Genomic DNA, 22,941 nt, shown 5'->3' on the forward strand with positions numbered 1-22,941 from the left:
TTATTTCCCCGTGAAATTCGGCGTGCGTTTGGCGAGGAACGCGCTCACGCCCTCACGGTAGTCGTCGCTGCGCCCGGCCATGCGCTGGTAATCGCGCTCGAGATCGAGCTGCTCGTCCAGCGTATTGGTTTCAGCGGCGTTCATCGCCTGCTTAATCAGACCCAGACCAAAGGTCGGCTGAGAGGCAAAATGGATCGCCAGTTTCTGCGCCGTGGAAGAGAGCTCTTCGTCGTCGACCACCTGCCAGATCATCCCCCAGGCGTGGGCCTGTTCGGCGCTGAGTTTGTCGCCGAGCAGCGCCAGCCCCATCGCCCGCGCCCGTCCGGCGACGCGCGGCAGCAGCCAGGTGCCGCCGCAGTCAGGCACCAGGCCCAGCTTGCTAAAGGCCATCATAAAGTTCACCGAACGGGCGGCGATCACCATATCGCAGCCCAGCGCCAGCGTTGCGCCGGCTCCGGCGGCCACGCCGTTGACGGCGGCAATCACCGGTTTCGGCAGTTTCGCCAGACGGCGCACCAGCGGGTTGTAGAAGGTTTCCACGGAGTAACCCAGATCCGGCGCAGGGCCGTTCGGGTCAACGTTTCGGTCGTTCAGATCCTGCCCGGCGCAGAACCCGCGTCCGGCCCCGGTGATCAGCAGACAGCGGATGGTGTCGTCCCGCTCGGCCTGTTTCAGGCATTCGGCAAGCTGCTGGTGCATCACATCATTAAAGCTGTTCAGACGCTCCGGGCGGTTCAGGGTAATGGTCATCACGCCCTGCTCAACATGACTCAGAATAAATTCCACAATTAGCGTCCTTTAAAGTCGGGGGTGCGTTTTTGTAAGAAAGCGGCGATGCCTTCCCGGCGATCTTCCGTGGCAGAGAGCAGCGTAAACAGCTGGCGCTCCTGCGCCAGGCCGGCCTGCAGCGGCACTTCCTGCGACTGGCGCAGCGCCTGTTTCGCGGCCTGCAGTGCCAGCGGCGAGTGACGCGCCATCAGCGCGGCCTGCTTCAGGGCATATTCCAGCACCAGCGCCGAGGGGAATACGTCGCTCACCAGCCCTGCCGCCTGCGCCTGCTGCGCGGTAATGCTTTCCCCCGTCAGCACCATTTTGCTGGCGAGAGATTTCCCGACACAGCGGATCAGACGCTGAGTGCCGCCCGCGCCCGGCATGATGCCCAGCGTAATTTCCGGCAGACCGAAACGGGCGTTATCGCCTGCGATCACCACGTCACACAGCAGCGCCAGCTCGCAGCCAGCGCCCAGCGCATAGCCGTTCACGGCGGCGATCAGCGGCTTGTTGAAGTTGTTGATGCGCGCCCAAATCTGCGGGCGAACGACGTTCAGGGTGGCGGGCAGATCTTTCTCCGCCATCTCGTTGAGATCGGCTCCGGCAGCAAAGCAGCGCTCATTGCCGTAAATCACGCAGGCGGAAATTTCGCCGTCCTGCGCCGCGCTTTCCAGTTCATCGGCGATGCCTGAGAGCAGCGCATTGTTGAGGGCATTGCGCGCCGCCGGACGATTGAGCGTCAGGAGCAGCACGCGGCCATGACGGGTGACAATCAGCTCGCTCATACCATCCCCTTCGCATCAAAATCGACCACTACGTCGGCGGTCAATGGCAGCGCCTGACAGCTCAACACGTATCCCGCGGCCAGCTCGTCCGGCTCGAGGCTGTAGTTGGTCGCCATATCCACTTTCCCGCGCAGCACTTTGCATTTGCAGGTGGCGCACACGCCGCCCTTACAGGCGTACGGCAGGTCCGCGCCCTGACGCAGAGCCGCGTCGAGAATGCTTTCGTCGTCGGCGGTGAGCGTGATTTCGCGGTCGCGCCCGTCCTGACGCACGGTAACTTTTTGCCCCTGCGCCTGCACCGTTGAGGCACGTTTCACGGCGCTGCCCGGCGTGTTGAAGCGCTCCAGGTGAATAGTTTTCTCCGGCATTCCCAGCGCTTTTAGCGCCAGTTCGGCGTCGTCCATCATCGCCGACGGGCCGCAGATAAAGGCTTCGTCGAACAGGCTGAAATCAATCAGGGTTTTCCCCAGCTGATGCAGTTTTTCGCCGTCGATACGCCCGTGCAGCAGCTCGCTGTCAAGCGTCTCCTGGCTGAAGATATTCACCAGCTGCAGGCGCTGCGGGTATTTATCTTTCAGATCCGCCAGCGCCTGGCGGAACATCATGCTCTGGCTGCTGCGATTGCCGTAGATCAGGGTGAAGTGGCTCTGTGGCTCGACCAACAGCGTACTGGAGACAATCGCCAGCATCGGCGTAATCCCGGACCCGGCGGCGATCGCCAGATAGCGCCCGGCGCGTTCCGCCTGTGGCTGATAGCCGAAGTGGCCCTGCGGGACCATCACTTCCAGCGCCATGCCCTGTTTGATCTCATCCCGGGCATAGCGAGAAAAACGCCCGCCGTCGATGGCTTTTACCGCCACGCTAATTTCGCCCGGCGTCCGGCTTTGGCAAATGGAATAACAGCGGCGTAACTCTTCCCCCGCCAGACGCGCTTTGAGCGTCAGATGCTGGCCAGGGCGGAAACGGTAAGCGTCCTGCAAAGTCTGTGGGATCGCGAAAGTGATGGTCACCGCATCGCGGGTTTCGGGTTCCACTTTTGCCACCGTTAAGGAATGAAACGTTGTCATGGCAACCTCAGATACATTTGAAATAGTCGAAAGGTTCACGGCAGGCGTTGCAGCGATAGAGCGCTTTGCAGGCCGTCGAACCAAATTCACTGATAACCGACGTGTTGGTGCTGTCGCAGCGCGGACAGGCCACTTCGGCAGGCGCGTGGGCGTGGCAGCTGTGGCCGACCGGCGGGCTGATGCCGTACTCACGCAGCCGCGCGCGGGCGTCGTCGGTCATCCAGTCGGTGGTCCAGGCCGGGTCGAGCTGGAGGACGATATGCACCGGCGTGAATCCGTGGGCGGTCATCGTCTCGCGAATGGCACCCAGCAGATGCTCCGTCGCCGGACAGCCGGAGTACGTCGGCGTAAAGCCAATCACCCAGCCGCCCGCCTGGGCAGACACGCTGCGTACCATGCCTAAGTCGGTGATGGTGAGCACCGGCACTTCCGGGTCCGGGATCTGGCTTAACAGGGACCAGATCTGCGGGATTTCCGCCGGGGCGATGTCAGCGAGACGTTGCATAGGGACCTCCTGTTACCACTGCTGGCCGGGATACATGCGCTGGAGATACTGCATCTCCGCCAGCATCGGTCCCAGATGTTCGGTGTGCAGCCCTTTTTTGCCGCCGGTGCGGTACGCCGCTTCTTGCGGAACGCTCAGGCAGGCCTGCTCGAAACCGGCAAACACTTCCGCTTCCCACTCGGCGCGCAGTTCGCGCGGGTCAACGGCGATACCTTCGGCGATCAGCTGTTGCTCCAGCGCATCGGCCTCGAACAGTTCGGCGGTGAAGCGCCACAGAGAATCAATCGCCTGCTGCATTTTCTGCGCGGAAACCTCGGTGCCGTTGCCCAGACGCTCTAACCAGCCGCGGCTAAAGCGCAGGTGGTAGCGCGCCTCTTTGATCGCTTTCGCGGCAATCGCCGCAATTTGCCCGTCGCGGCTTTGGGTCAGACGGGTAAAGAGCGCCACGTGCCAGGCGTCGATGAAATACTGACGCACCAGGGTGTCAGCGAAATTGCCATTCGGCTGTTCCACCAGCAGCAGGTTGCTGAACTGGCGCTCATCGCGGCCAAAGGCCAGCGTGTCTTCGTCGCCCTGACCTTCCAGCTCGGCGGCGTAGGTTAAGAAATTGCGCGCCTGGCCGAGCAGATCGAGGCCGATATTGGCCAGCGCCAGGTCGATCTCCAGCTCCGGCGCATGGCCGCACCACGCGCCGAGGCGCTGGGACAGGACCAGACAGTTATCGCCCAGACGCAGGGCATATTGGGTAGTCGGTTTCATCGCCATCCTCACATGTGCTCGATGCCATCAGGGATGGTGTAGAACGTCGGGTGGCGGTAGACCTTGCTCTCCGCCGGGTCGAAAAACTCGCCGCGATCTTCCGGCTGCGAGGCGACGATTTCGCTCGCTTTCACCACCCAAATCGAGCAGCCTTCGCTGCGGCGGGTGTAGGCATCGCGCGCGTTTTCCAGCGCCATGCGGTCATCGGCGGCGTGCAGGCTGCCGACGTGACGGTGGGATAACCCCTGTTTGCTGCGGACAAACACTTCATATAACGGCCAGTAGACATTGCTCATCTTGACTTCCTCTTACGCGGCGGTGCGGGCGTGTTGTTTTTCTGCGTGCGCCAGTGCGGCTTCGCGCACCCACGCCCCTTCTTCCCAGGCTTTGTTTTTCGCGGCGAGGCGTTCGTGGTTGCACACCCCGCGTCCGTTAATCACTTCTTCAAATTCCTGCCAGTCGATTTCGCCGAAACGGTAGTGACCGCTCTCCTCGTCGAAGTGCAGATCCGCATCCGGGACGGTCATGCCGAGCATTTCGACCTGCGAAACCGTGTTGTCGACGAAGCGCTGGCGCAGTTCGTCGTTGCCAAAGCGTTTGATTTTCCACGCCAGGCTGCGGGCGCTGTTCGGGGAGTTGTCGTCGTTCGGGCCGAACATCATCAGCGCCGGCCACCAGAAACGGTTGATGGCGTCCTGCAGCATCTGACGCTGAGATTCGCTCCCCTGCGCCAGCGCCATGCAGGCTTCAAAACCCTGACGCTGATGGAAGCTCTCTTCTTTACAGATTTTCACCATCGCGCGGGCATACGGCCCGTAAGAGGTGCGGCACAGGGCCACCTGGTTAACGATGGCCGCGCCGTCCACCAGCCAGCCAATCACGCCGATGTCGGCCCAGCTCAGGGTCGGGTAGTTGAAGATTGAGGAGTATTTCATCTTGCCGTCGAGCATCTTCTGGTAGATGTCTTCCCGCGCGCAGCCCAGGGTTTCCGCCGCGCTGTAGAGATAGAGTCCGTGCCCCGCCTCGTCCTGCACCTTCGCCAGCAGAATCGCTTTGCGGCGCAGGGTGGGTGCGCGGGTGATCCAGTTGCCTTCCGGGAGCATGCCGACAATTTCGGAGTGCGCATGCTGACCAATCTGGCGGATCAGAGTTTTGCGGTAGGCGTCCGGCATCCAGTCTTGCGGCTCGATGGCTGTCTCCTGTGCGATGCGCTGCTCAAAGCGTTGTTCTTCCGTCACGTCGCCACCTTTATGATTCGTTAAATCGTTAATCATCGTTTAATGATGAATCACTTCGTTTCTTAAAAGTTACACAAAGGTTAAATATAACCCCAAGGAGTGTTTGTCTATTTTGTGATGTCGCTCGCAAGGCTTTTGCATCAGGCCGCTGATGGCGGGCGCTATTCGCCTGAGGATTCATCCGGCAAGATCACATTGTTAACAAATCATTAAAACATCGCTTGCTTTTTATGATTCATAATCAAACTATCTATAGTGAAATTACGTAACATTTGGAGAAGAGAGATGCAGCAGTTAGCCAGCTTCTTGTCCGGCACCTGGCAGTCTGGCCGGGGCCGTGAGCGCCACATTCATCACGCCATCAGCGGCGAAGCCCTGTGGGAAGTCACAAGCGAAGGTCTGGATATGGCGGCGGCGCGTCGCTTCGCCATCGAGCGCGGGGGTGAATCACTTCACGCCATGACCTTTATCGAACGCGCGGCGATGCTGAAAGCGGTCGCGAAACATCTGTTGAGTCAGAAAGAGCAGTTTTACGCCCTGTCGGCAGAAACCGGCGCGACTCGCGCGGACAGCTGGGTGGATATCGAAGGCGGGATCGGCACCCTGTTTACCTACGCCAGCCTCGGCAGCCGCGAGCTGCCGGACGACACCCTGTGGCCGGAAGACGAGCTGATCCCCCTGTCGAAGGAAGGCGGTTTTGCCGCGCGCCACGTGCTGACCTCGAAATCCGGCGTGGCGGTGCATATCAACGCTTTCAACTTCCCGTGCTGGGGGATGCTGGAGAAACTGGCCCCGACCTGGCTTGCCGGGATGCCTGCCATTATCAAACCGGCGACCGCCACCGCACAGGTGACGCAGGCGATGGTGAAATCCATTGTCGACAGCGGCCTGGTGCCGGAGGGTGCGATCAGCCTGATCTGCGGCGGCGCGGGCGATCTGCTCAATCATCTGGACAGTCAGGACGTGGTGACCTTTACCGGCTCCGCCTCCACCGGCCAGATGCTGCGCGTTCACCCCAACATCGTTGGCAAATCCATTCCCTTCACCATGGAAGCGGACTCCCTGAACTGCTGCGTGCTGGGCGAAGACGTCACGCCGGAGCAGCCGGAGTTTGCGCTGTTTATCCGCGAAGTGGTGCGTGAGATGACCGCCAAAGCCGGGCAAAAATGTACCGCCATCCGCCGCATCATCGTCCCACAGGGGCAGATTGAGGCCGTCAGCCAGGCGCTGATCGCTCGTCTCGAGAAAGTGGTGGTCGGCGATCCGGTGCAGGAAGGCGTCAAAATGGGCGCGCTGGTGAACGCTGAACAGCGTGCCGATGTGCAGGAAAAAGTGGATCTGCTGGTCGCGGCTGGCTGTCAGATTCGCCTCGGCGGCAAAGCCAGTCTTCAGGCCGCAGGCGCGTTCTTCCCGCCGACGCTGCTGTTCTGCCCGCAGCCGGACGAGTCCCCTGCCGTTCACGCCACCGAAGCTTTTGGCCCGGTTGCGACGCTAATGCCCTATCGCGACGCGGAACACGCCATGACTCTGGCGCGCGCCGGTGAAGGGAGCCTGGCGGGAACGCTGGTCACGGCGGATTCACGCATCGCCCGGCAGTTTATTTCCGGTGCGGCGCGGGCGCACGGGCGTATTCAGATCCTCAACGAAGAGTCGGCGAAAGAGTCCACTGGCCACGGCTCCCCGCTGCCGCAGCTGGTTCACGGCGGTCCGGGACGTGCGGGCGGTGGCGAAGAGCTGGGCGGTCTGCGCGCGGTGAAACACTATCTGCAACGCACGGCGATTCAGGGCAGCCCGTCGATGCTGGCCGCCATCAGCCAGCAGTGGGTGCGCGGTGCGCAGGTGCAGGAAGACCGCGTGCATCCGTTCCGCAAATACTTCGAAGAGCTGCAGCCTGGCGACAGCCTGCTCACCCCGCGCCGCACCCTGACCGAAACGGATATCGTCAATTTTGCCTGCCTGAGCGGGGATCATTTCTATGCCCACATGGACAAAATTGGTGCGGCGGAGTCGATCTTCGGCGAGCGCGTGGTTCACGGTTACTTTGTGATTTCGGCGGCGGCGGGTCTGTTCGTTGACGCGGGCGTCGGGCCGGTGATTGCCAACTACGGCATGGAAAACCTGCGCTTTATCGAGCCGGTGAAACCGGGCGATACCATCCAGGTGCGTCTGACCTGCAAGCGCAAAACCCTCAAGAAACAGCGCACGGCAGAAGAGAAACCGACCGGTGTGGTGGAATGGGCCGTGGAGGTCTTTAACCAGCACCAGCAGCCTGTCGCGCTGTACTCCATTCTGACGCTCGTCGCTCGCCAGCAGGGCGATTTCACCGACTGATCCGTTCTTTTTACCGGGAAGGTCCCTTCCCGGTTTTTAATTTGGCAAGAGTGACAAATAACCTGGCAGGTGCAGGCAAACAGTTTGCGCCCGCTCCTGCCAGGATAAAGCTGCACAACACTAATAACACAATAATGATGAGGTCAACGATGGGAAGCCCTTCTTCTTCTTTTTCTGCCCGTAAAACGGCATTGGCCATGGCAGTCGCGTTGTTATGCTCCTGGCAGTCACCGGTTTTCGCCCACGGCGGCGAAGCGCATATGGTCCCAATGGACAAAACCCTGGCCGAGTTTGGCGCCGATGTGCAGTGGGATGATTACGCCCAGATGTTCACCCTCAGCAAAGACGGCGCTTTTGTGAAGGTTAAACCGGGCGCGAAAACCGCCATCGTCAACGGCAAGCCGCTCACACTGCAGGTGCCGGTGGTGATGAAAGGTAAAAAAGCCTTTATCTCCGAGACCTTCATCAACGATGTCTTCCAGTCGGGGCTTGATCAGACCTTCCAGGTGGAAAAACGCCCGCACCCGCTGAACGCGTTGACCGCAGACGAAATTAAACAGGCCGTCGAGATCGTCAAAACCTCGGCGGATTTCAAACCCAATACCCGTTTCACCCAGATCGCGCTGGCCGAGCCGGACAAAGCCAAAGTGTGGGATTTCGTGCTGAACGGCACGGCGGTTGACGCTCCCCGCCAGGCGAATGTCACCATGCTGGATGGCAAACATGTCATTGAAAGCGTGGTCGACCTGAAAGACAAAAAAGTCGTGAGCTGGACGCCGGTCAACGATGCCCACGGCATGGTGCTGCTGGATGATTTCACCTCCGTGCAGCAGATTATTATGGCCAGCCCGGAATACGCCGAAGCGCTGAAAAAACACGGCGTGACCGATCCGAAGAAAGTGATCGGCACCCCGCTGACCGTCGGCTATTTTGACGGCAAAGACGGCCTGAAACAGGAAGATCGCCTGCTGAAAGTGGTCAGCTATCTCGACACCGGCGACGGCAACTACTGGGCGCACCCGATTGAAAACCTGGTGGCGGTCGTCGATCTTGAGCAGAAAAAAATCCTCAAAATTGAAGAAGGTCCGGTGGTGCCGGTGCCGATGCTCGCCCGTCCGTATGATGGCCGCGACCGCATCGCGCCGGTGAAAAAACCGCTGGAGATCGTCGAGCCGGAAGGCAAGAGCTACACCATCACCGGGGACATGATCCACTGGCAGAACTGGGACTTCCACCTGAGCCTCGACTCCCGCGTCGGGCCGATCATCTCCACCGTGACCTACAACGACAACGGCAAAAAGCGCCAGGTGATGTATCAGGGATCGCTCGGCGGGATGATAGTGCCGTACGGCGACCCGGACGTCGGCTGGTACTTTAAAGCCTATCTCGATTCCGGTGACTATGGCATGGGTACCCTGACCTCTCCGCTGGTGCGCGGCAAAGATGCGCCGTCGAACGCGGTGATGCTCAACGAAACCATCCCGGATTACACCGGTGCGCCGATGGAGATCCCGCGCGCGATTGCCGTCTTTGAACGCTACGCCGGGCCGGAATATAAACATCAGGAGATGGGCCAGCCGAACGTCAGCGCCGAGCGCCGCGAACTGGTGGTGCGCTGGATCAGCACAGTCGGCAACTACGACTACATCTTTGACTGGATTTTCCACGAAAATGGCACTATCGGCATCGATGCGGGGGCAACCGGCATCGAAGCGGTGAAAGGCGTGCAGGCCAAAACCATGCATGACCCGAGCGCCAAGGACGATACTAAATATGGCACCCTGATCGACCACAACATCGTCGGGACCACCCATCAGCACATCTACAACTTCCGTCTGGATATGGACGTGGATGGCACCAACAACCGTCTGGTGGCGATGGACCCGGAAGTGAAACCCAACACCGCCGGTGGCCCGCGCACCAGCACCATGCAGATCAATCAGTACAATATTGATACGGAACAGCAGGCCGCGCAGAAGTTTGACCCAGGCACCATTCGTCTGCTGAGCAACACCAGCAAAGAGAACCGCATGGGCAACCCGGTGTCGTACCAGATTATCCCTTACGCGGGCGGCACTCATCCGGTCGCCACCGGCGCGAAATTCGCCCCGGACGAGTGGATTTACCACCGTCTGAGCTTTATGGATAAACAGCTGTGGGTGACGCGCTACCATCCGAATGAGCTCTACCCGGAAGGGAAATTCCCGAACCGGTCGATTCACGACAGCGGTCTGGGCAAGTACAGCAAGGATAACGAATCGATTGATAATCAGGATGATGTGGTGTGGATGACCACCGGCACCACTCACGTGGCGCGCGCCGAGGAGTGGCCGATCATGCCGACCGAGTGGGTGCATACCCTGCTCAAACCGTGGAACTTCTTCGACGAGACGCCAACGCTTGGCAAGAAGAAGGACGAGAAGTAATGACAAAGGTCGGGCAGATGCCCGGCCGCTAATGGGATGAATATTGAGGTGGTTTCTTCCACCTCATGTTCATCTGCATATCATCGCCGCGCGTAATATCCACTTCCAACGTCAGCGGTAGCAAACAGCCCTTTTATTGCAATGAGGACGCATTAATCAGGAATAACGAATACGCTACCCTTATCGTCCCGCTCCAGCAGCGACCAGCAGGCACGGTATTTCTTACCGTGTCTGTCTTCAAACTCTGGTAGCACCTGCCCTTCACGGGTCTGAAGATATTGCGTCGTCCCGTTAACGATGGTCGCCCAACGTCCAGCGTACGGGGCTAAATCGCCATCCCAGCGGGTGATGCGCACTGGCTCAAATGATTTTCCTTCATCCTCTTTTTCCAGCTCTGCGCTGGCGTGATCAAAGCGCCTGTACCACTTCATCGTAGATACTTTATCGAACTGGAAGTTCTCATGTTCTGAGTAGAAATGTAGCGAACGTGAGCCATTGAAGCGTACGGGCTTAATTAACTGATTTACTTTTACCAGTAATGGCGGCAACTCTTCGGTTTTCGTCTCGCCCAGTGCTGGCGGTAGGGCTCCAGCCTTGAGAATAATACCGCTGTTATAGGGCAACAGCTCAATCTCTGGCGTTTTCTTCAGCCGGTGAGCCAGTTTCTCAATACCGCCTAGTTTTTCCAGCCACGGATTGCCCAGTATGGTATACCAGCAGGCTCCTTTCAGACTTATCGCGGCTCCAGATCCTTCGAGAGTACCAATCGAGTCCACCATCACACCAGGAAAGCGTTGGGCCAGTGCATATTCATAGGGGAACATTCGATGGAATTCTTGCGGAAGAATAAAAGATAATCCCGCATAACCACTTTCGACTGCAAAAGTATCACATAGCCACATCAGCCAGGTTTGATAGCGTTCTTTGTCATCCGAGTCTTTCAATAGCGATATCGGGAATGTCAGCTTAATAACAGAGCGATCATTATCATTATGAAAAACACGCGTATTCATCACCAGGATACTGTAATCCGGCGACTCATAATCCTTCTCAGCGCTTCCCAGATACCAGGAAGCTGTTTCCTCCTCGGTCAGTTCTAAAAGCTGCTGCCGCTTTTTCTGGTAATTATTCTCTGTGATCCCAACCCATTTTTTCCCGTATACCGTTTTCTTCAGATATGGCTTAAATTCGCAATAGAAGCGATCAACACACTCCACCATCTTACGGAGAACTTCCGGAGTATGACCGTCCTTAAAAAACACAGTAATAATCAGCCCAAGATTTACCGCCTGACTGCCATCCTTGTACTTTACCGACGCTTCCGGCAGCCACTTCTCGATATAATTCAGTTCAAAATCCTTCAGTTCCATCATCATTCCTTATTGGGTTGCCAGCGTGGTTCCCCCCAGCAGGCAAGATTTCGAAGAAATGCTCAATTCCCACCATTGAGCAAATCCCGAAACTGAATCTTCACCGAATTAATCAGGAATATAGAAAACACTGCCCTTGTCGTCGCGCTCCAGCAGCGACCAGCAGGCACGGAATTTTTTGCCGTACTTATCCTCAAACTCCGGTAGCACCTGCCCTTCACGGGTCTGAAGATATTGCGTCGTCCCGTTAACGATGGTCGCCCAACGTCCAGCGTACGGGGCTAAATCGCCATCCCAGCGGGTGATGCGCACTGGCTCAAATGATTTTCCTTCATCTTCTTTATCCAGTTCGGCACTGGCTTCATCGAAGCGAGCAAACCATGCCATCGAGGACTTTTCTTCAAACTGAAAGTTTTCGTTCTCGGAATAGAAATGTAGGCCGTTGTGCCCGTCCTGACGGATGGGTTTAATCATCTGGTTTACTTTCACCAGTAGTGGCGGAAGCTCTTCGGTTTTCGTCTCGCCCAGCGCTGGCGGCAGTGCTCCTGCTTTCAAAATAATGCCGCTGTTATAAGGAAGTAGCTCGATTTCTGGTGTCTTCTTCAAACGATGCGCCAATTTCTCAGCACCGCCCAGTTTTTTCAGCCATGGATTGCCCAGGATGGTGTACCAGCAGGCTCCTTTTACTCCCTCTACAGCCTCGCCACCCTCCAGTGTCCCCAAAGAATCAACCATCACGCCCGGGAATCGTTGTGCCAAGGCATATTCATACGGAAACATTCGCTCGAAAGCGTAGGGCAAAACAAACGACAGCCCCGCATAGCCACTTTCAACATTGAAAGCGTTACACAACCACATCATCCAGTCCTGATATCTCTGCTTACCATCAGGCTCTTTTAGCAGTGATAACGGGAATACCAGTTTGATGACAGAACGATCATTATCATTATGAAAAATTCGCTTACCCATGATGAGTATTTCATAATCGGGTGCGTGATAATCCGTATCAACACTCCCTAAGTACCAAGAGAAAATTTCTTCTGGTGATGAGTCCAAGATTGTTTGTCGTTTTTTCTGATAGTTCTTTTCGGTGATCCCAACCCATTTTTGCGTGAGGGTCTTCTTTAAGTACGATTTAAACTCACCGTAGTAACGATCCACGCACTCCACCATCTTATGGCGGACTTCGGGGCTATGACCGTCCTTAAAAAATACGGTGATAATCAGGCCAAGGTTAACCGCCTGACTGCCATCCTTGTATTTCACCGACGCCTCAGGCAACCACTTTTCAAGATAATCCAGCTCAAAATCCTTCAGTTCCATCATCATTCCTTATTGGGTTGCCAGCGTGCCGACTGCACCGGCACCGAGGACCGCAGCCAGTGTTTCCCACGCAGAGATTGCCAGACGCACAATCAGTAAAAATGCTGCCAGAAGGGCTTCCGGGATGCCGAGAGTAACGACCAGGACTCCCACCCCAACGGCAACAAGCACCACACCAACAGTAATCGCCACGTCCGTCAGCACCTGTACCCAGTCCACCTGTTTCAGCATCGCCAGCGTCATATCCGTCGCTTTCTGTATCGCTGACCATGCGGCCCGGAGCTGTTCATCCGTCCACATTGCCGCAGCACGCCCGGTTCGGCTTACCCAGCGCCATGCCTGGCTGCCCTGATAATACACCCACTCGCCGCCGTCATTCAGCCAGCCTGCAGTCTGGCTCAGTTCCTGCTGCATCTCCTTTGACAGAGCATTCCAGCCTGCTGCCACGTTGTTGACGACCCCTTCGCTAAGGTCGGCAACCGCCTTTCCGGCATAGGCCCATGGCTCGACTCTTGCTGGTGTTGGTGATGCTGGTGGCCGGGGAGTAAAGATCGGTGGATACAGGAACAGCGGCCAGTATTTCGCCCCGCTGGTCTTCCAGGCTTTCATCGTCACATTAACCACTTGATCGCTCCACTGCTGCTCTTCTGGACGGCAATCGTGGATCTCCAGAATGGTCATACGATTACGATCTCTCCCAACGATTTTCATGTATTCATCATATTGCTCGCGAGCGAGCACATCCCCCGGAAACTTAACCTCAACCAGCCTCTCCAGATTATCCACATGCATCTGGCCTTCCGTATCCGGCCCCGCCAGCCCCGGCCAGCGGTCATATTTGTTCTTCACAATAATGACATCCGGGCGACGGTAGATATTCTTTCCTGGCACAGGGAAAGGATTAGTGGTGTGTCGCCTTCCGGGTCCCTCACTCAGGAGCGTACTGCTGAGAAACGGCCGCGGCGGCGTGGTTCGCATATCGAACGGCACTTCGGCCTTATACCACCATTGATAATTGCGGGCGATTTCATCCCCCCTGATGAGCCCACTCATCATCAGTTGCTTGAGGCTCATCTGGTAGCTTTTGCCGTCACGACGAATTTCTGCCGACAGCCGGGGAAAGCGCATTGCGTATTCCACTTTGATGTGCAGATATTGACGGTTCTCTGGTGTCAGCAGTCGTGACGGTTTCTCCACCATTTCAACACCGGATGTCGTGCAGTCCCACGCTTTATTGTTGGTCCCGGTAGGGGCGTCTGCTGTCGGAGTATCGGGTAAATCTGGCATCGTCATGATTTCTTCTCCCTGAGTTCAGTAGCCAGTTGCTGATTGTCCTCATCACCGATAAACCACATGGTTTCTTTCGGCTCTGGCTTGCTTTGCACGATGTGCAGTTCCACATCTTCCTGCTCAGGGGTATAAACCGGAACAGTCCAGCCTTCATCATTGCTGTAGCCTGTTGCAGTCTGTCCGGACGGAGTTTTAAGACTGTAAGGCGCTCCTGCCAGAATATTGCCCTGTTCATCCTGAAGCTGGTATACGGCGGAATAAATATGCGATGTCCCCATCAGCGGAAACGTTACCGGCATCGTTGCCGAGCCAGTCGTCACCGAGCGTTTGATCTTGCGGGTGTAGGTCGTGTCCGTGCCGTACTCGATTTTCCCTTCCTGAAGAATGAGGTAACTCCCGCCACCAATCAGCGTCACCTTCTTCTTACCCGCGAACAGCATGTCCCCCATCGAGATGAGGCTCAGTTTCTGCTCAGCGGAGAGGTGCATTTCGCCATTCTGGGCCTGAATCTGGACCGGGCCTTCACTGGCATTGAGGCTGAGCTTACCGGTGCGGGCGAACAGGCCGATTTTATCTCCGGCAAGGATACTGGTGTTGCCCATCGAGCCGATGCTGACATCGCCCCCGGCATTCATCGCCACGTTATCGGCAGCGGCAAGCTGCATATGCTCCCCGCTGGTAAACGCCACTCCCTCCGGGCCGTGGAAATGAATCATTTCGTTCAGCGGTTGCAGCCGTTTATCAAACATCGCTATCTGGCTGGCAATATCCGCTTCCAGCGCCTGCGCCTGTTCGGCGGCTGCAGCTAATTGCTGAAGCTGATTACGGCAGACTTCGATTTCCTTAAGCGCCGTCGCCATATCCAGCACTTCACCGGCGGCTTTTGTCTGTCCGTCGGCGGTGATAAACAGCCCCTTTGCCACCCGAATCACACCGTACTCATCGGTTCGCAGCTCAAAGCCGGAGCCTCGCGGCTTGTCCTGCTCATCGGTGATATGGCCCTGATTCAGCTGCGTGGCCCCGAACGGCGTGGTCAGGGCGATATGTTCTTCGCCCCGCTGGTCCTCCATCCGCAGCTCATTCCCGGCAGCGGTTCGCAGGATATTCTGGCTGCGGTTGTCCCGGGTCACGATGTCAGCATGTTCAGAGTCATGGAAGGCATGGGCGATGTACGGCCGGTCAATATCGCCATCGTCATAGGCAATGCCCACCTCCGTGCCATCCGTCAGCGGCATATGCCAGCCGTGCACGTCCCCGGCATACGGCTTCGCCTGACGCACCCACAGGTAGTTAAACCCCGGTTCGGCATCCTCACGGCTGAAATCCAGCTTCACCCGGTAGCGGCCTGCGCTGTCGAGATGGGCGTAAATGTCATGCTTCTCCCGGCTCTCAATACGGGCAGGAAGCGTGCCGTGAATCTGCGGACGGGGGATTTCTGGCGGACGAAAGCAGAACTGCTCGCTGTAGGGCATGCCCCACACTGAAACATGCAGACGAGAATCCCGGGCAGCCTGGAAGGAGGTGAAGGTAATCAGTACCCCTTCACTCAGGGCGCTGAGCGTGCTGCCGGATGTTTCCAGCACCTGACCGGGAGTCAGACCTGAGGCGTTACTGAACAGGTGTAATCTTGCGGATTTATTGAGTTCACGCTCGTGGTGGATACGGGCCAGGAATGCGCCGCTTTCCGTTTCTGGCTCAGAGGTGGTGTCATCGCCAGCCTCCAGAAAGGGGCCGCCGTAGCGGTAATGCTCCCCGGTGGTGGTGGCATCGTTACGGACAACGACCGTTGAGTTCATCGGCTCTGCGGCCCGGCAGTAGTTGTAATCGCGGGTCTGCACCTGACCAGTCACGGTGTTGTGCCAGCTTCGCAGACCCCAGACGGACTCCTGCGCCCCGTCGTACAGTCCGGCGGGCTCCTGATAAGGCTGCGTGACGCCAAACTGATAGCCGGTCTGGCTGTCGGCAAAGGTCACGGTGTCCATTCCGGTGGCGTTGTTCACACCGCAGCGATACCAGATGCCCGTTTCGGCCAGCAGCCGATGAATAAACTCAAGGTCACTCTCCCGCCACTGGGTTATCAGGTCGCGTGTCGGGTAGCGCCGTTCAAGCCGGAATTCAAAATCACTGCCTTCCAGACCGTGCGCCCGCAAAATCCTCTCCACCAGTTCCGGCACGGACAGGCTCTGCCAGACAGCGCAGCGACGGGTCAGGTTCATCAGAGAAAGGCGGGAGGTGAGCGTGACCGCGTAGTGAGACTGGTCGCGGCTTCTGCCCAGCCACTCAAAACCCGTGATAACGCCGTGAAGGGTTTTACCACTGCGCATAAACAGGCTGGCGTATTTCAGCAGAACGTCACTGCTCGCCACGTCATGCAAAGTGGTGAACTCGATACGCCAGGAGAAGGGTTTGCTCAGTGCTTCAGTGCCACGAAAACGCAACACATCGGGTAAAACAGGGCTGTCATTGATCGTCAGAGTATAGGGGGTGGCTGGTTCCATCAGCTTAATCCTGAATATAATCAGAGTCCTGAGATTCTCCGCTCAGAAACCATACGCATCAAGTGGATTAAAGACATTTCAGACAAAAACGCCCTGTCGGATAAGTATTTTTACAGCACGGAGGTTAAGTGCACGGAAGGATTCCATTTCTGGCATTAAGCGTTTGAGAAAATTCATTGGTCATTGAAACTTTGCCATTTTGCTTAACTGACAGCATTAGCCCTATGACCGATCTTTTATTTCATTCACTTGCCGAATGAGTTAGCCCGATTATAGTTACTCATGCCTCCCCGCTTTATTTTCATCTCTTGAACCATTTTTCAGCCAGGACACGAAGTTTCACACGCAACGTCGTACTTACTTCTGAGAGGTTTTAGAATGAGATTGAACGCCATAGCCACAAGCCTCGCGCTGGCGGGACTGTTTATTTCCTTCAGCCCGAACGCCCTGGCGGCAGAAGCGCCTAAGGACGCCACTGCCTCCACCCAACAGGCCAATAACGCCCTCTACAGCCAGCTCCCGTTTAACGACAACACCGACTTTACCGATGCGCACAAAGGCTTTATCGCCCCCATTCCTCAGGACGTGATTAAAGGGGAACAAGGGAACGTGGTCTGGAATCCGCAGCAGTACGCCTTTATCAAAGAGGGTGACAAAGCCCCAGATACCGTCAACCCGAGCTTATGGCGTCAGGCGCAGCTTATTAATATCAGCGGTCTGTTCGAAGTCACCGACGGGGTGTATCAGATCCGCAACCTCGATCTGTCGAACATGACCATTATCGAGGGTAAAGAAGGCGTCACCGTTGTCGATCCGCTGGTCTCTGCTGAAACAGCGAAAGTCGGGATGGATCTCTATTTTAAAAATCGCGGCCAAAAACCGGTGGTGGCGGTGATTTATACCCACAGTCACGTCGACCACTACGGCGGCGTGCGCGGCGTCGTTGATGAAGCCGACGTCAAAGCCGGGAAAGTGAAAATTTATGCCCCGTCCGGGTTTATGGAAGCCGCCGTGGCGGAAAATATCATGGCCGGGAACGTGATGAGCCGCCGCGCCAGCTACATGTACGGCAACCTGCTGAAACCGGATCCGAAAGGCCAGGTCGGCGCGGGACTGGGAACCACCACCTCTGCCGGGAACGTCACGCTGATCGCGCCGACCAATATCATCGAGAAAGACGGCCAGAAAGAGGTGATCGACGGCCTGACCTATGACTTCATGCTGGCGCCGGGGTCGGAAGCGCCGTCGGAAATGCTGTGGTATATCGAAGAGAAAAAACTGATCGAATCCGCTGAGGATGTGACCCACACCCTGCACAACACCTACTCCCTGCGCGGGGCCAAAATCCGCGAGCCGCTGCCGTGGTCGAAATACATCAACGAGGCGATTGTGCGCTGGGGTGACAAAGCCGAGATCATCATGGCCCAGCACCACTGGCCGACCTGGGGGAATGACAACGTGGTCAAGCTGCTGAAAAGCCAGCGTGACCTCTATCGTTACATCAACGACCAGACCCTGCGCATGGCCAACGAGGGGCTGACGCGCGACGAAATTGCCGCTAACTTCAAGCTCCCGGATTCCCTGGCCCACACCTGGGCAAACCGCGGCTATTACGGCTCGGTGAGCCACGACGTGAAAGCCACCTACGTGCTCTATCTCGGCTGGTTTGACGGCAACCCGGCGACGCTCGACGAACTGCCGCCGGAAGAAGGCGCGAAGAAATTTGTTGAGTACATGGGCGGTGCCGATGCGATTTTGCAGAAGGCCAAAACCGATTTTGACCAGGGGAACTATCGCTGGGTGGCGCAGGTGGTGAGCAAAGTGGTGTTTGCCGATCCGAATAACCAGGCGGCGCGCAATCTGGAAGCTGACGCGCTGGAACAGCTCGGCTATCAGGCCGAATCTGGCCCGTGGCGTAACTTCTATCTGACCGGCGCGCAGGAGCTGCGTAACGGCGTGCAGAAACTGCCAACCCCGAACACCGCCAGCCCGGATACTGTGCGCGCCATGACGCCAGAGATGTTCTTCGACTATCTGGCGGTGCATATCAACGGGGAAAAAGCCGGGGATGCGAAGTCGGTGTTTAACATCGATCTCGGCAGCGACGGCGGAAAATATAAGCTCGAGCTGGAAAACGGCGTGCTCAATCACACGGCCAATGCCGAAGCCAAAGACGCGGACACCACGATTTCCCTCAACCGCGACACGCTGAATAAAATCATCCTCAAAGAAGTGACGCTGAAACAGGCGCAGGACAGCGGCGACGTGAAAGTGACCGGCGACGGCGCTAAACTCGATCAGATGCTGGGCTATATGGATAAGTTTGAATTCTGGTTCAATATTGTGACACCGTAACTTTACGGCGGGCGAGCCGCTCGCCTGCCGCTTTTCTTCATCTGACACAGTGAATGTATGGAAAAACGTCACCCTCTCTCTTCTGAACTGACCTCATGGCCGACCCGCCAGGCGATGGTCTCTCGCGGATTGACCATCAACATGCCGTGGCTGGCGTTCGTGCACGTCAGCTTTGCGCTGATGATTTTGCTGCGTAACACGCTGGTGCACAATTTCGACCCCGCCCACGTCACCGGGCAGCCGATTTCATCCCTGGTCGATGCGGCGATGCTCGGGGTGATCGCCCTGTCGGCGGCGCTGATTATCATGAGCTGGCGGCATATCACCGGGATTAGCCTGGTGCTGTTCACCTCGGGGCTGCTGTGGGCCCTGTGCTGCTACTGGTTTATCGTGGACTGGCAGCTTCCCCACGCCTGGCCTCTGTGCACCATTCTGCTGCTGACCGCCGTCACCGCGCTCTATTTCTATCCCGTGGGGTTGCTGTCCTGCGTGCTGCCCCTGTGGTTTACCCTGCCGGTCGCCAGCGTGGTGCTCAATCACGGGTTGAATATGCGCTTCGCGGCGGTGTGGATTGTCTTTACGCTGATCCTGATTTGCGGGCGTTTTATTCTCCTGCGCTGGTTCGATGAAGCCTGGCAGCGTAACCAGCAAAACCAACTGCTGATCGCCCGTCTCGACGCCCTGGCACATCAGGATCCGCTGACCGAAACGGCCAACCGACGGGAGATGGAAAACGTGCTGGAGCGCGCGGTGAATCAGGGGAAATCCTTCACGCTTCTGATGCTGGATGTGGATTATTTCAAGCTTTACAACGACGCCTACGGGCATCAGGCGGGCGATGAGTGTCTGGTGCGGGTCGCGCAGGCGCTGAAAGCTTCTGTTCGCACGCCGGAGGATGTGGTGTCGCGCTACGGCGGCGAGGAGTTTTTATTGATCCTCTTCGATTGCCCGCCCGATGCGGCAGAACAGGTGGCGAAACGCATTCAGGAGAATTTGCGTCAGGCGGCGATTGCGCATAAAGCCTCGAAGGTGAGCGAGTATGTGACCGCCAGTATGGGGATTGCCGGAATGACGGCGGGGTTGACCGCCGACGAGACGGTGGCGCAGGCGGATGCGGCGTTGTATCGGGCGAAGGAAGCGGGACGAAACAAATGGTCCCGGTGAACGGTCTTGTCGGGTGGCGGCTTCGCCTTACCCGACCTACAAAACCTGAACGTAGGCCGGATAAGGCGAAGCCGCCATCCGGCAAAAAAACTAGTACCGCACGCACACCGACTTGGTCTCACACCAGCCATCCAGCCAGTCCGGGCCGAAATCACGCCCGGTGCCGGACTGTTTCATGCCGCCGAACGGCAGGTTGGCGTCGATCAGCGTATGGCTGTTCACCCACACCGTTCCAGCCTGCAGTCGGTCCGTATACTCCAGCGCTTTGCTGATGTTCTGCGTCCAGACGCTGGCCGTTAGGCCGTACTCCGTATCGTTCGCCAGTTGCAACGCCTCTTCCCCGTCCGCCACGCGCACCAGATTGACCACCGGGCCAAACACCTCTTCGCGGGTCAGGCGCAGGCTGGCGTCCGGGTTCACCACAAGCGTTGGCGCAACGTAATAGCCCTGTTTATCCGGTCCGCTGTTGCCGGTAATCAGCTCAGCGTGGCTGGACTGGGCTTCGTTGAGGAAAGTCTGCACTTTATCGCAGTGGGCGCGGGAGACCAGCGGGTTGATATGCGCCGTCGGCGACATACCCGGCCCGACGCTCAGGGATTTCACCGCCTGCTCGAAGTGGCTCACCAGGGTGTCGAACAGCGGTGCTTCGATGTAAATGCGCGAGCTGGCGGCGCACACCTGCCCCTGATTGAGGAAACTGCCGGTCATCAGCCCTTCCACCACCCACGCCGGGTCGGCATCTTTCAGCACGATGGCCGGGTTTTTACCGCCCAGCTCCAGCGTCACGCCCGTCAGGGTATCGGCGGCGACGCGCGCAATCTGCTTACCCGTCGCCGTCGAGCCGGTAAAGCTCACTTTCGCGATATGGGGATGCGAGGTTAACGCCGCGCCACACACCGCGCCGCTCCCGGTAACGACGTTAAAGACGCCATCGGGCACGCCCGCCTCGCAGGCCAGCTCCGCCACGCGCAGCAGCGTCAGCGGCGTGGTTTCCGACGGTTTGATCACGATGGAACACCCGGCGGCCAGCGCCGGCATCACTTTCCACATGCCGATCATCAGCGGGAAGTTCCACGGCACAATTCCGGCGACCACGCCGACCGGCTCTTTACGGGTCCACGCCTGATAGCGCGCGCCCTGCGGCAGCGGAATGGACAGATCCAGAGTTTTACCGGCGATTTTGGTGGTTAAACCGGCGGTGTAACGCATCCAGTTCAGAGTGCAGCCCACTTCAAAGGCACGGGAGATGTTGATCGATTTGCCCTGCTCCAGGGTTTCGAGCTGGGCGAGTTCTTCCGTATGCTGCTCCACCAGATCGGCAAAGCGCAGCAAAATGCGTTCACGTTCGGCGGGCAGCTTCCCGGCCCAGCTGCGGGAGACAAAGGCGCGCCAGCCGGACATCACCGCGCGATCCACATCATTCACGCTGGCATCAGCCGTGGAGGCAATCACTTCCCCCGTCGCCGGATTGAACACGTTCAGACGTTTTTCGCTGTCAGACGCAGACGGGCGGCCCTCAATCCACAGGCCATGTTGGCGGTCTAAAAACTGCTGCACGCTCGGTAGAATAGCGGTCTGTGACTCAGACATGGGGTGCTCCTTCATTATTATTCGCAGGGTGTCAACGCAGTCTAAGATGGGTTTGCTTAACGCGCTTTTATCTGTGTGACATTCGTTTTGCCACCTGTGACAGCCCCCGCAAATCACGATAATTCCGGCTTATAACACTATTCTCAGCGAGTGTTCTTTCCTATAGTCAGCCCAGACCTCTGACAAAATGCAACACAAATGCAACAATGCAAAAACATTAAGTGCAGCGAGATGAAAGATGGCGTGTGCAAGCGAGCAGGAAAAATATCAGCAGTGGCTGGCGCAAATTAATCAGGTGTGTGGCAGCTTTGCCGCGCGTCCGCTGGCCGGTCCGTTCCTCGGCGAACTGGAAACCAGCTACGCCAGAAGTCTGAAACTCAGCACCGTCACCGCGGCGGGCGTTAACCTGTTCCGCACCCGTCAGGAGATCAAAACCAGCAACGACGCGTGGTTCTACACCGTGTTTCAGCTGGAAGGCAACGCCACCCTGGAGCAGGACGATAAGCAGATAGTGATCGAAGCGGGCGACATTACCCTGATCGACGCCTCGCGCCCCTGCTCGATCTACTGGCACGACAAGTCGCGCCAGATTTCCCTGTTACTTCCGCGTCAAATTCTGGAGCAGCAGTGCCGTTTTCAGGAGGTGAGCTGCGCGCACAAACTGTCGCGCACCCTGCCGACCGTACAGCTGAGCTATCGTCTTTTGCAGGAGAGCATGGATAACGCGCAGCTGAGCGATATGGAGAGCGAAGCGGCGCTGGAGGCGATGGTGTGTCTGCTGCGCCCGGCGTTTCAGCAGCGTGAAACCGCGCCGCCGCGCAAAGAGCGTCAGTTCCAGAATGTGCTGTCGCTGATTGACTCCCACATTCAGTCGGAAGCCCTGCGCCCGGAGTGGATCGCCACCGAGAGCGGAATGTCCGTGCGCAGTCTGTATCGCATGTTTGCCGATAAAGGGCTGGTGGTGGCGCAGTACATCAAAAACCGGCGGCTGGACCTGTGCGCGCAGGTGTTACGCGCGACAGGCGATGATGAAAAACTGGCGGGGATTGGCTACAGCTGGGGCTTTGCCGACCATAGCCACTTCTCGACGGCGTTTAAACAGCGCTTCGGCGTGTCGCCAGGCGAGTACCGCAAGCGCTACCGCTGATCACTTCTTCAGCCACTTCCCGTTAATGCCCTTCACGTATTCGCCCGGCTGCGCGCGGGCCACCAGTTTTTGTCCGGCCATTTTCGCCACCTCATCCACCGGCAGGTTATTGCTGTCCGCCAGTTTCTGATAGCTTTCCGTGCGCGCGGCGTTGATTTCGTTCACCAGCGCCAGCGTCTGTTTGTCCTGGCGTAGCGGTGCGATGTAGCCGCTCAGGGTTTCGCCGACCAGGCCCTGCGCGCGGGCTTCATTCAAGGTGATTGCCTGCGCCTGAACGCTTACGCCTAACACCAGCAGACCGATTGCAAGAAGTCGTTTCATG

General features: G+C 57.7%; 19 protein-coding genes. 5 read left to right on the forward strand and 14 right to left on the reverse strand.

The annotated features are described in order from the left end of the window. Genes paaG through paaA form a run of 7 tightly spaced genes read right to left on the reverse strand, consistent with a single transcriptional unit; the run spans nucleotide 1 to nucleotide 5,125 of the window. Nucleotides 1-789, reverse strand: a complete 789-nt coding sequence (paaG, locus tag AC3WS9_RS11695) for a 2-(1,2-epoxy-1,2-dihydrophenyl)acetyl-CoA isomerase PaaG (protein ID WP_285154980.1) — start codon at nucleotides 787-789, stop codon at nucleotides 1-3. Then, on the reverse strand, nucleotides 789-1,556 hold the full coding sequence (gene paaF / locus AC3WS9_RS11700; protein WP_492488486.1) for a 2,3-dehydroadipyl-CoA hydratase PaaF: 768 nt from the start codon (nucleotides 1,554-1,556) through the stop codon (nucleotides 789-791). Before paaF ends, paaG begins: the two co-directional genes overlap by 1 nt. Next, the gene (paaE, locus tag AC3WS9_RS11705; RefSeq protein ID WP_492488488.1) at nucleotides 1,553-2,623 is read right to left on the reverse strand and encodes a 1,2-phenylacetyl-CoA epoxidase subunit PaaE; all 1,071 of its coding nucleotides are present in this window, start codon (nucleotides 2,621-2,623) and stop codon (nucleotides 1,553-1,555) included. The genes paaF and paaE overlap by 4 nt, the downstream gene beginning before the upstream one ends. A gap of 7 nt (nucleotides 2,624-2,630) precedes the next feature. Continuing rightward, nucleotides 2,631-3,128, reverse strand: coding sequence for a 1,2-phenylacetyl-CoA epoxidase subunit PaaD (gene paaD / locus AC3WS9_RS11710; protein ID WP_492488489.1), 498 nt, complete (start codon nucleotides 3,126-3,128; stop codon nucleotides 2,631-2,633). Between the two features lie 12 nt (nucleotides 3,129-3,140). Then, nucleotides 3,141-3,887, reverse strand: coding sequence for a 1,2-phenylacetyl-CoA epoxidase subunit PaaC (paaC, locus tag AC3WS9_RS11715; RefSeq protein WP_492488491.1), 747 nt, complete (start codon nucleotides 3,885-3,887; stop codon nucleotides 3,141-3,143). A gap of 8 nt (nucleotides 3,888-3,895) precedes the next feature. Continuing rightward, a complete protein-coding gene (paaB, locus tag AC3WS9_RS11720; protein ID WP_282493153.1) occupies nucleotides 3,896-4,183 on the reverse strand; it encodes a 1,2-phenylacetyl-CoA epoxidase subunit PaaB in 288 nt (95 codons plus the stop codon). Between the two features lie 12 nt (nucleotides 4,184-4,195). After that, the gene (paaA, locus tag AC3WS9_RS11725) at nucleotides 4,196-5,125 is read right to left on the reverse strand and encodes a 1,2-phenylacetyl-CoA epoxidase subunit PaaA (RefSeq protein ID WP_285144558.1); all 930 of its coding nucleotides are present in this window, start codon (nucleotides 5,123-5,125) and stop codon (nucleotides 4,196-4,198) included. Nucleotides 5,126-5,410: 285 nt separating this feature from the next. On the opposite strand from paaA, the gene paaZ reads away from it, so the two are divergent. Beyond that, nucleotides 5,411-7,456, forward strand: coding sequence for a phenylacetic acid degradation bifunctional protein PaaZ (gene paaZ / locus AC3WS9_RS11730; protein WP_492488494.1), 2,046 nt, complete (start codon nucleotides 5,411-5,413; stop codon nucleotides 7,454-7,456). Between the two features lie 10 nt (nucleotides 7,457-7,466). Here paaZ and AC3WS9_RS11735 read toward each other — a convergent pair whose 3' ends face one another. Further along, nucleotides 7,467-7,655 (reverse strand): hypothetical protein, encoded by a 189-nt coding sequence (locus tag AC3WS9_RS11735; RefSeq protein ID WP_492490358.1) that lies wholly within the window; start codon nucleotides 7,653-7,655, stop codon nucleotides 7,467-7,469. Between AC3WS9_RS11735 and tynA the strand changes: the two genes are divergently transcribed. Beyond that, complete coding sequence (gene tynA, locus AC3WS9_RS11740; protein WP_492488496.1) at nucleotides 7,606-9,882, forward strand: primary-amine oxidase; 2,277 nt, start codon at nucleotides 7,606-7,608, stop codon at nucleotides 9,880-9,882. The genes AC3WS9_RS11735 and tynA overlap by 50 nt on opposite strands. 152 nt (nucleotides 9,883-10,034) lie before the next feature. Here the strand turns inward: tynA and AC3WS9_RS11745 are convergent, their stop codons facing one another. The 4 genes from AC3WS9_RS11745 to AC3WS9_RS11760 all read right to left on the reverse strand — a co-directional run bounded on the left by AC3WS9_RS11745 (nucleotide 10,035) and on the right by AC3WS9_RS11760 (nucleotide 16,363). After that, complete coding sequence (locus AC3WS9_RS11745) at nucleotides 10,035-11,252, reverse strand: DUF3396 domain-containing protein (RefSeq protein ID WP_492488498.1); 1,218 nt, start codon at nucleotides 11,250-11,252, stop codon at nucleotides 10,035-10,037. A gap of 108 nt (nucleotides 11,253-11,360) precedes the next feature. Next, nucleotides 11,361-12,575, reverse strand: coding sequence for a DUF3396 domain-containing protein (locus AC3WS9_RS11750; protein ID WP_492488500.1), 1,215 nt, complete (start codon nucleotides 12,573-12,575; stop codon nucleotides 11,361-11,363). A gap of 9 nt (nucleotides 12,576-12,584) precedes the next feature. Then, a complete protein-coding gene (locus AC3WS9_RS11755) occupies nucleotides 12,585-13,868 on the reverse strand; it encodes a VRR-NUC domain-containing protein (RefSeq protein ID WP_492488502.1) in 1,284 nt (427 codons plus the stop codon). Then, entirely contained in the window at nucleotides 13,865-16,363 is a 2,499-nt protein-coding gene (locus tag AC3WS9_RS11760; protein WP_492488504.1) for a type VI secretion system Vgr family protein, read from the reverse strand. Before AC3WS9_RS11760 ends, AC3WS9_RS11755 begins: the two co-directional genes overlap by 4 nt. A gap of 378 nt (nucleotides 16,364-16,741) precedes the next feature. Here AC3WS9_RS11760 and AC3WS9_RS11765 point away from each other — a divergent pair, with 378 nt between their 5' ends. Together AC3WS9_RS11765 and AC3WS9_RS11770 are read left to right on the forward strand one after the other, a co-directional pair. Continuing rightward, entirely contained in the window at nucleotides 16,742-18,718 is a 1,977-nt protein-coding gene (locus AC3WS9_RS11765; protein ID WP_285144563.1) for an alkyl/aryl-sulfatase, read from the forward strand. 57 nt (nucleotides 18,719-18,775) lie between these two features. Further along, complete coding sequence (locus AC3WS9_RS11770; RefSeq protein ID WP_492488506.1) at nucleotides 18,776-19,882, forward strand: GGDEF domain-containing protein; 1,107 nt, start codon at nucleotides 18,776-18,778, stop codon at nucleotides 19,880-19,882. 90 nt (nucleotides 19,883-19,972) lie between these two features. On the opposite strand, the gene AC3WS9_RS11775 is transcribed toward AC3WS9_RS11770, so the two are convergent. Further along, nucleotides 19,973-21,472, reverse strand: coding sequence for an aldehyde dehydrogenase family protein (locus AC3WS9_RS11775; RefSeq protein WP_285155380.1), 1,500 nt, complete (start codon nucleotides 21,470-21,472; stop codon nucleotides 19,973-19,975). A 238-nt stretch (nucleotides 21,473-21,710) separates the two neighbouring features. Here AC3WS9_RS11775 and feaR point away from each other — a divergent pair, with 238 nt between their 5' ends. Beyond that, on the forward strand, nucleotides 21,711-22,619 hold the full coding sequence (gene feaR / locus AC3WS9_RS11780) for a transcriptional regulator FeaR (RefSeq protein ID WP_285144566.1): 909 nt from the start codon (nucleotides 21,711-21,713) through the stop codon (nucleotides 22,617-22,619). On the opposite strand, the gene AC3WS9_RS11785 is transcribed toward feaR, so the two are convergent. Beyond that, complete coding sequence (locus AC3WS9_RS11785; protein ID WP_285150420.1) at nucleotides 22,620-22,940, reverse strand: YdbL family probable chaperone protein; 321 nt, start codon at nucleotides 22,938-22,940, stop codon at nucleotides 22,620-22,622. Between the last annotated feature and the right edge of the window lies 1 nt (nucleotide 22,941).

The sequence above is a fragment of the Lelliottia sp. EB106-05-01-XG201 genome (assembly GCF_058791735.1).

What these genes read in the sequence shown, in the direction of transcription:
- AC3WS9_RS11770 (WP_492488506.1), top strand. Translation starts at nt 18,776, where the DNA reads ATGGAAAAACGTCACCCTCTCTCTTCTGAACTGACCTCATGGCCGACC.
- AC3WS9_RS11760 (WP_492488504.1), bottom strand. Translation starts at nt 16,363, where the DNA reads ATGGAACCAGCCACCCCCTATACTCTGACGATCAATGACAGCCCTGTT.
- paaE (WP_492488488.1), bottom strand. Translation starts at nt 2,623, where the DNA reads ATGACAACGTTTCATTCCTTAACGGTGGCAAAAGTGGAACCCGAAACC.
- AC3WS9_RS11765 (WP_285144563.1), top strand. Translation starts at nt 16,742, where the DNA reads ATGAGATTGAACGCCATAGCCACAAGCCTCGCGCTGGCGGGACTGTTT.
- feaR (WP_285144566.1), top strand. Translation starts at nt 21,711, where the DNA reads ATGGCGTGTGCAAGCGAGCAGGAAAAATATCAGCAGTGGCTGGCGCAA.
- AC3WS9_RS11750 (WP_492488500.1), bottom strand. Translation starts at nt 12,575, where the DNA reads ATGGAACTGAAGGATTTTGAGCTGGATTATCTTGAAAAGTGGTTGCCT.
- AC3WS9_RS11755 (WP_492488502.1), bottom strand. Translation starts at nt 13,868, where the DNA reads ATGACGATGCCAGATTTACCCGATACTCCGACAGCAGACGCCCCTACC.
- AC3WS9_RS11745 (WP_492488498.1), bottom strand. Translation starts at nt 11,252, where the DNA reads ATGGAACTGAAGGATTTTGAACTGAATTATATCGAGAAGTGGCTGCCG.
- paaD (WP_492488489.1), bottom strand. Translation starts at nt 3,128, where the DNA reads ATGCAACGTCTCGCTGACATCGCCCCGGCGGAAATCCCGCAGATCTGG.
- AC3WS9_RS11775 (WP_285155380.1), bottom strand. Translation starts at nt 21,472, where the DNA reads ATGTCTGAGTCACAGACCGCTATTCTACCGAGCGTGCAGCAGTTTTTA.
- paaZ (WP_492488494.1), top strand. Translation starts at nt 5,411, where the DNA reads ATGCAGCAGTTAGCCAGCTTCTTGTCCGGCACCTGGCAGTCTGGCCGG.
- tynA (WP_492488496.1), top strand. Translation starts at nt 7,606, where the DNA reads ATGGGAAGCCCTTCTTCTTCTTTTTCTGCCCGTAAAACGGCATTGGCC.
- paaF (WP_492488486.1), bottom strand. Translation starts at nt 1,556, where the DNA reads ATGAGCGAGCTGATTGTCACCCGTCATGGCCGCGTGCTGCTCCTGACG.
- paaC (WP_492488491.1), bottom strand. Translation starts at nt 3,887, where the DNA reads ATGAAACCGACTACCCAATATGCCCTGCGTCTGGGCGATAACTGTCTG.
- AC3WS9_RS11735 (WP_492490358.1), bottom strand. Translation starts at nt 7,655, where the DNA reads ATGGCCAATGCCGTTTTACGGGCAGAAAAAGAAGAAGAAGGGCTTCCC.
- paaB (WP_282493153.1), bottom strand. Translation starts at nt 4,183, where the DNA reads ATGAGCAATGTCTACTGGCCGTTATATGAAGTGTTTGTCCGCAGCAAA.
- AC3WS9_RS11785 (WP_285150420.1), bottom strand. Translation starts at nt 22,940, where the DNA reads ATGAAACGACTTCTTGCAATCGGTCTGCTGGTGTTAGGCGTAAGCGTT.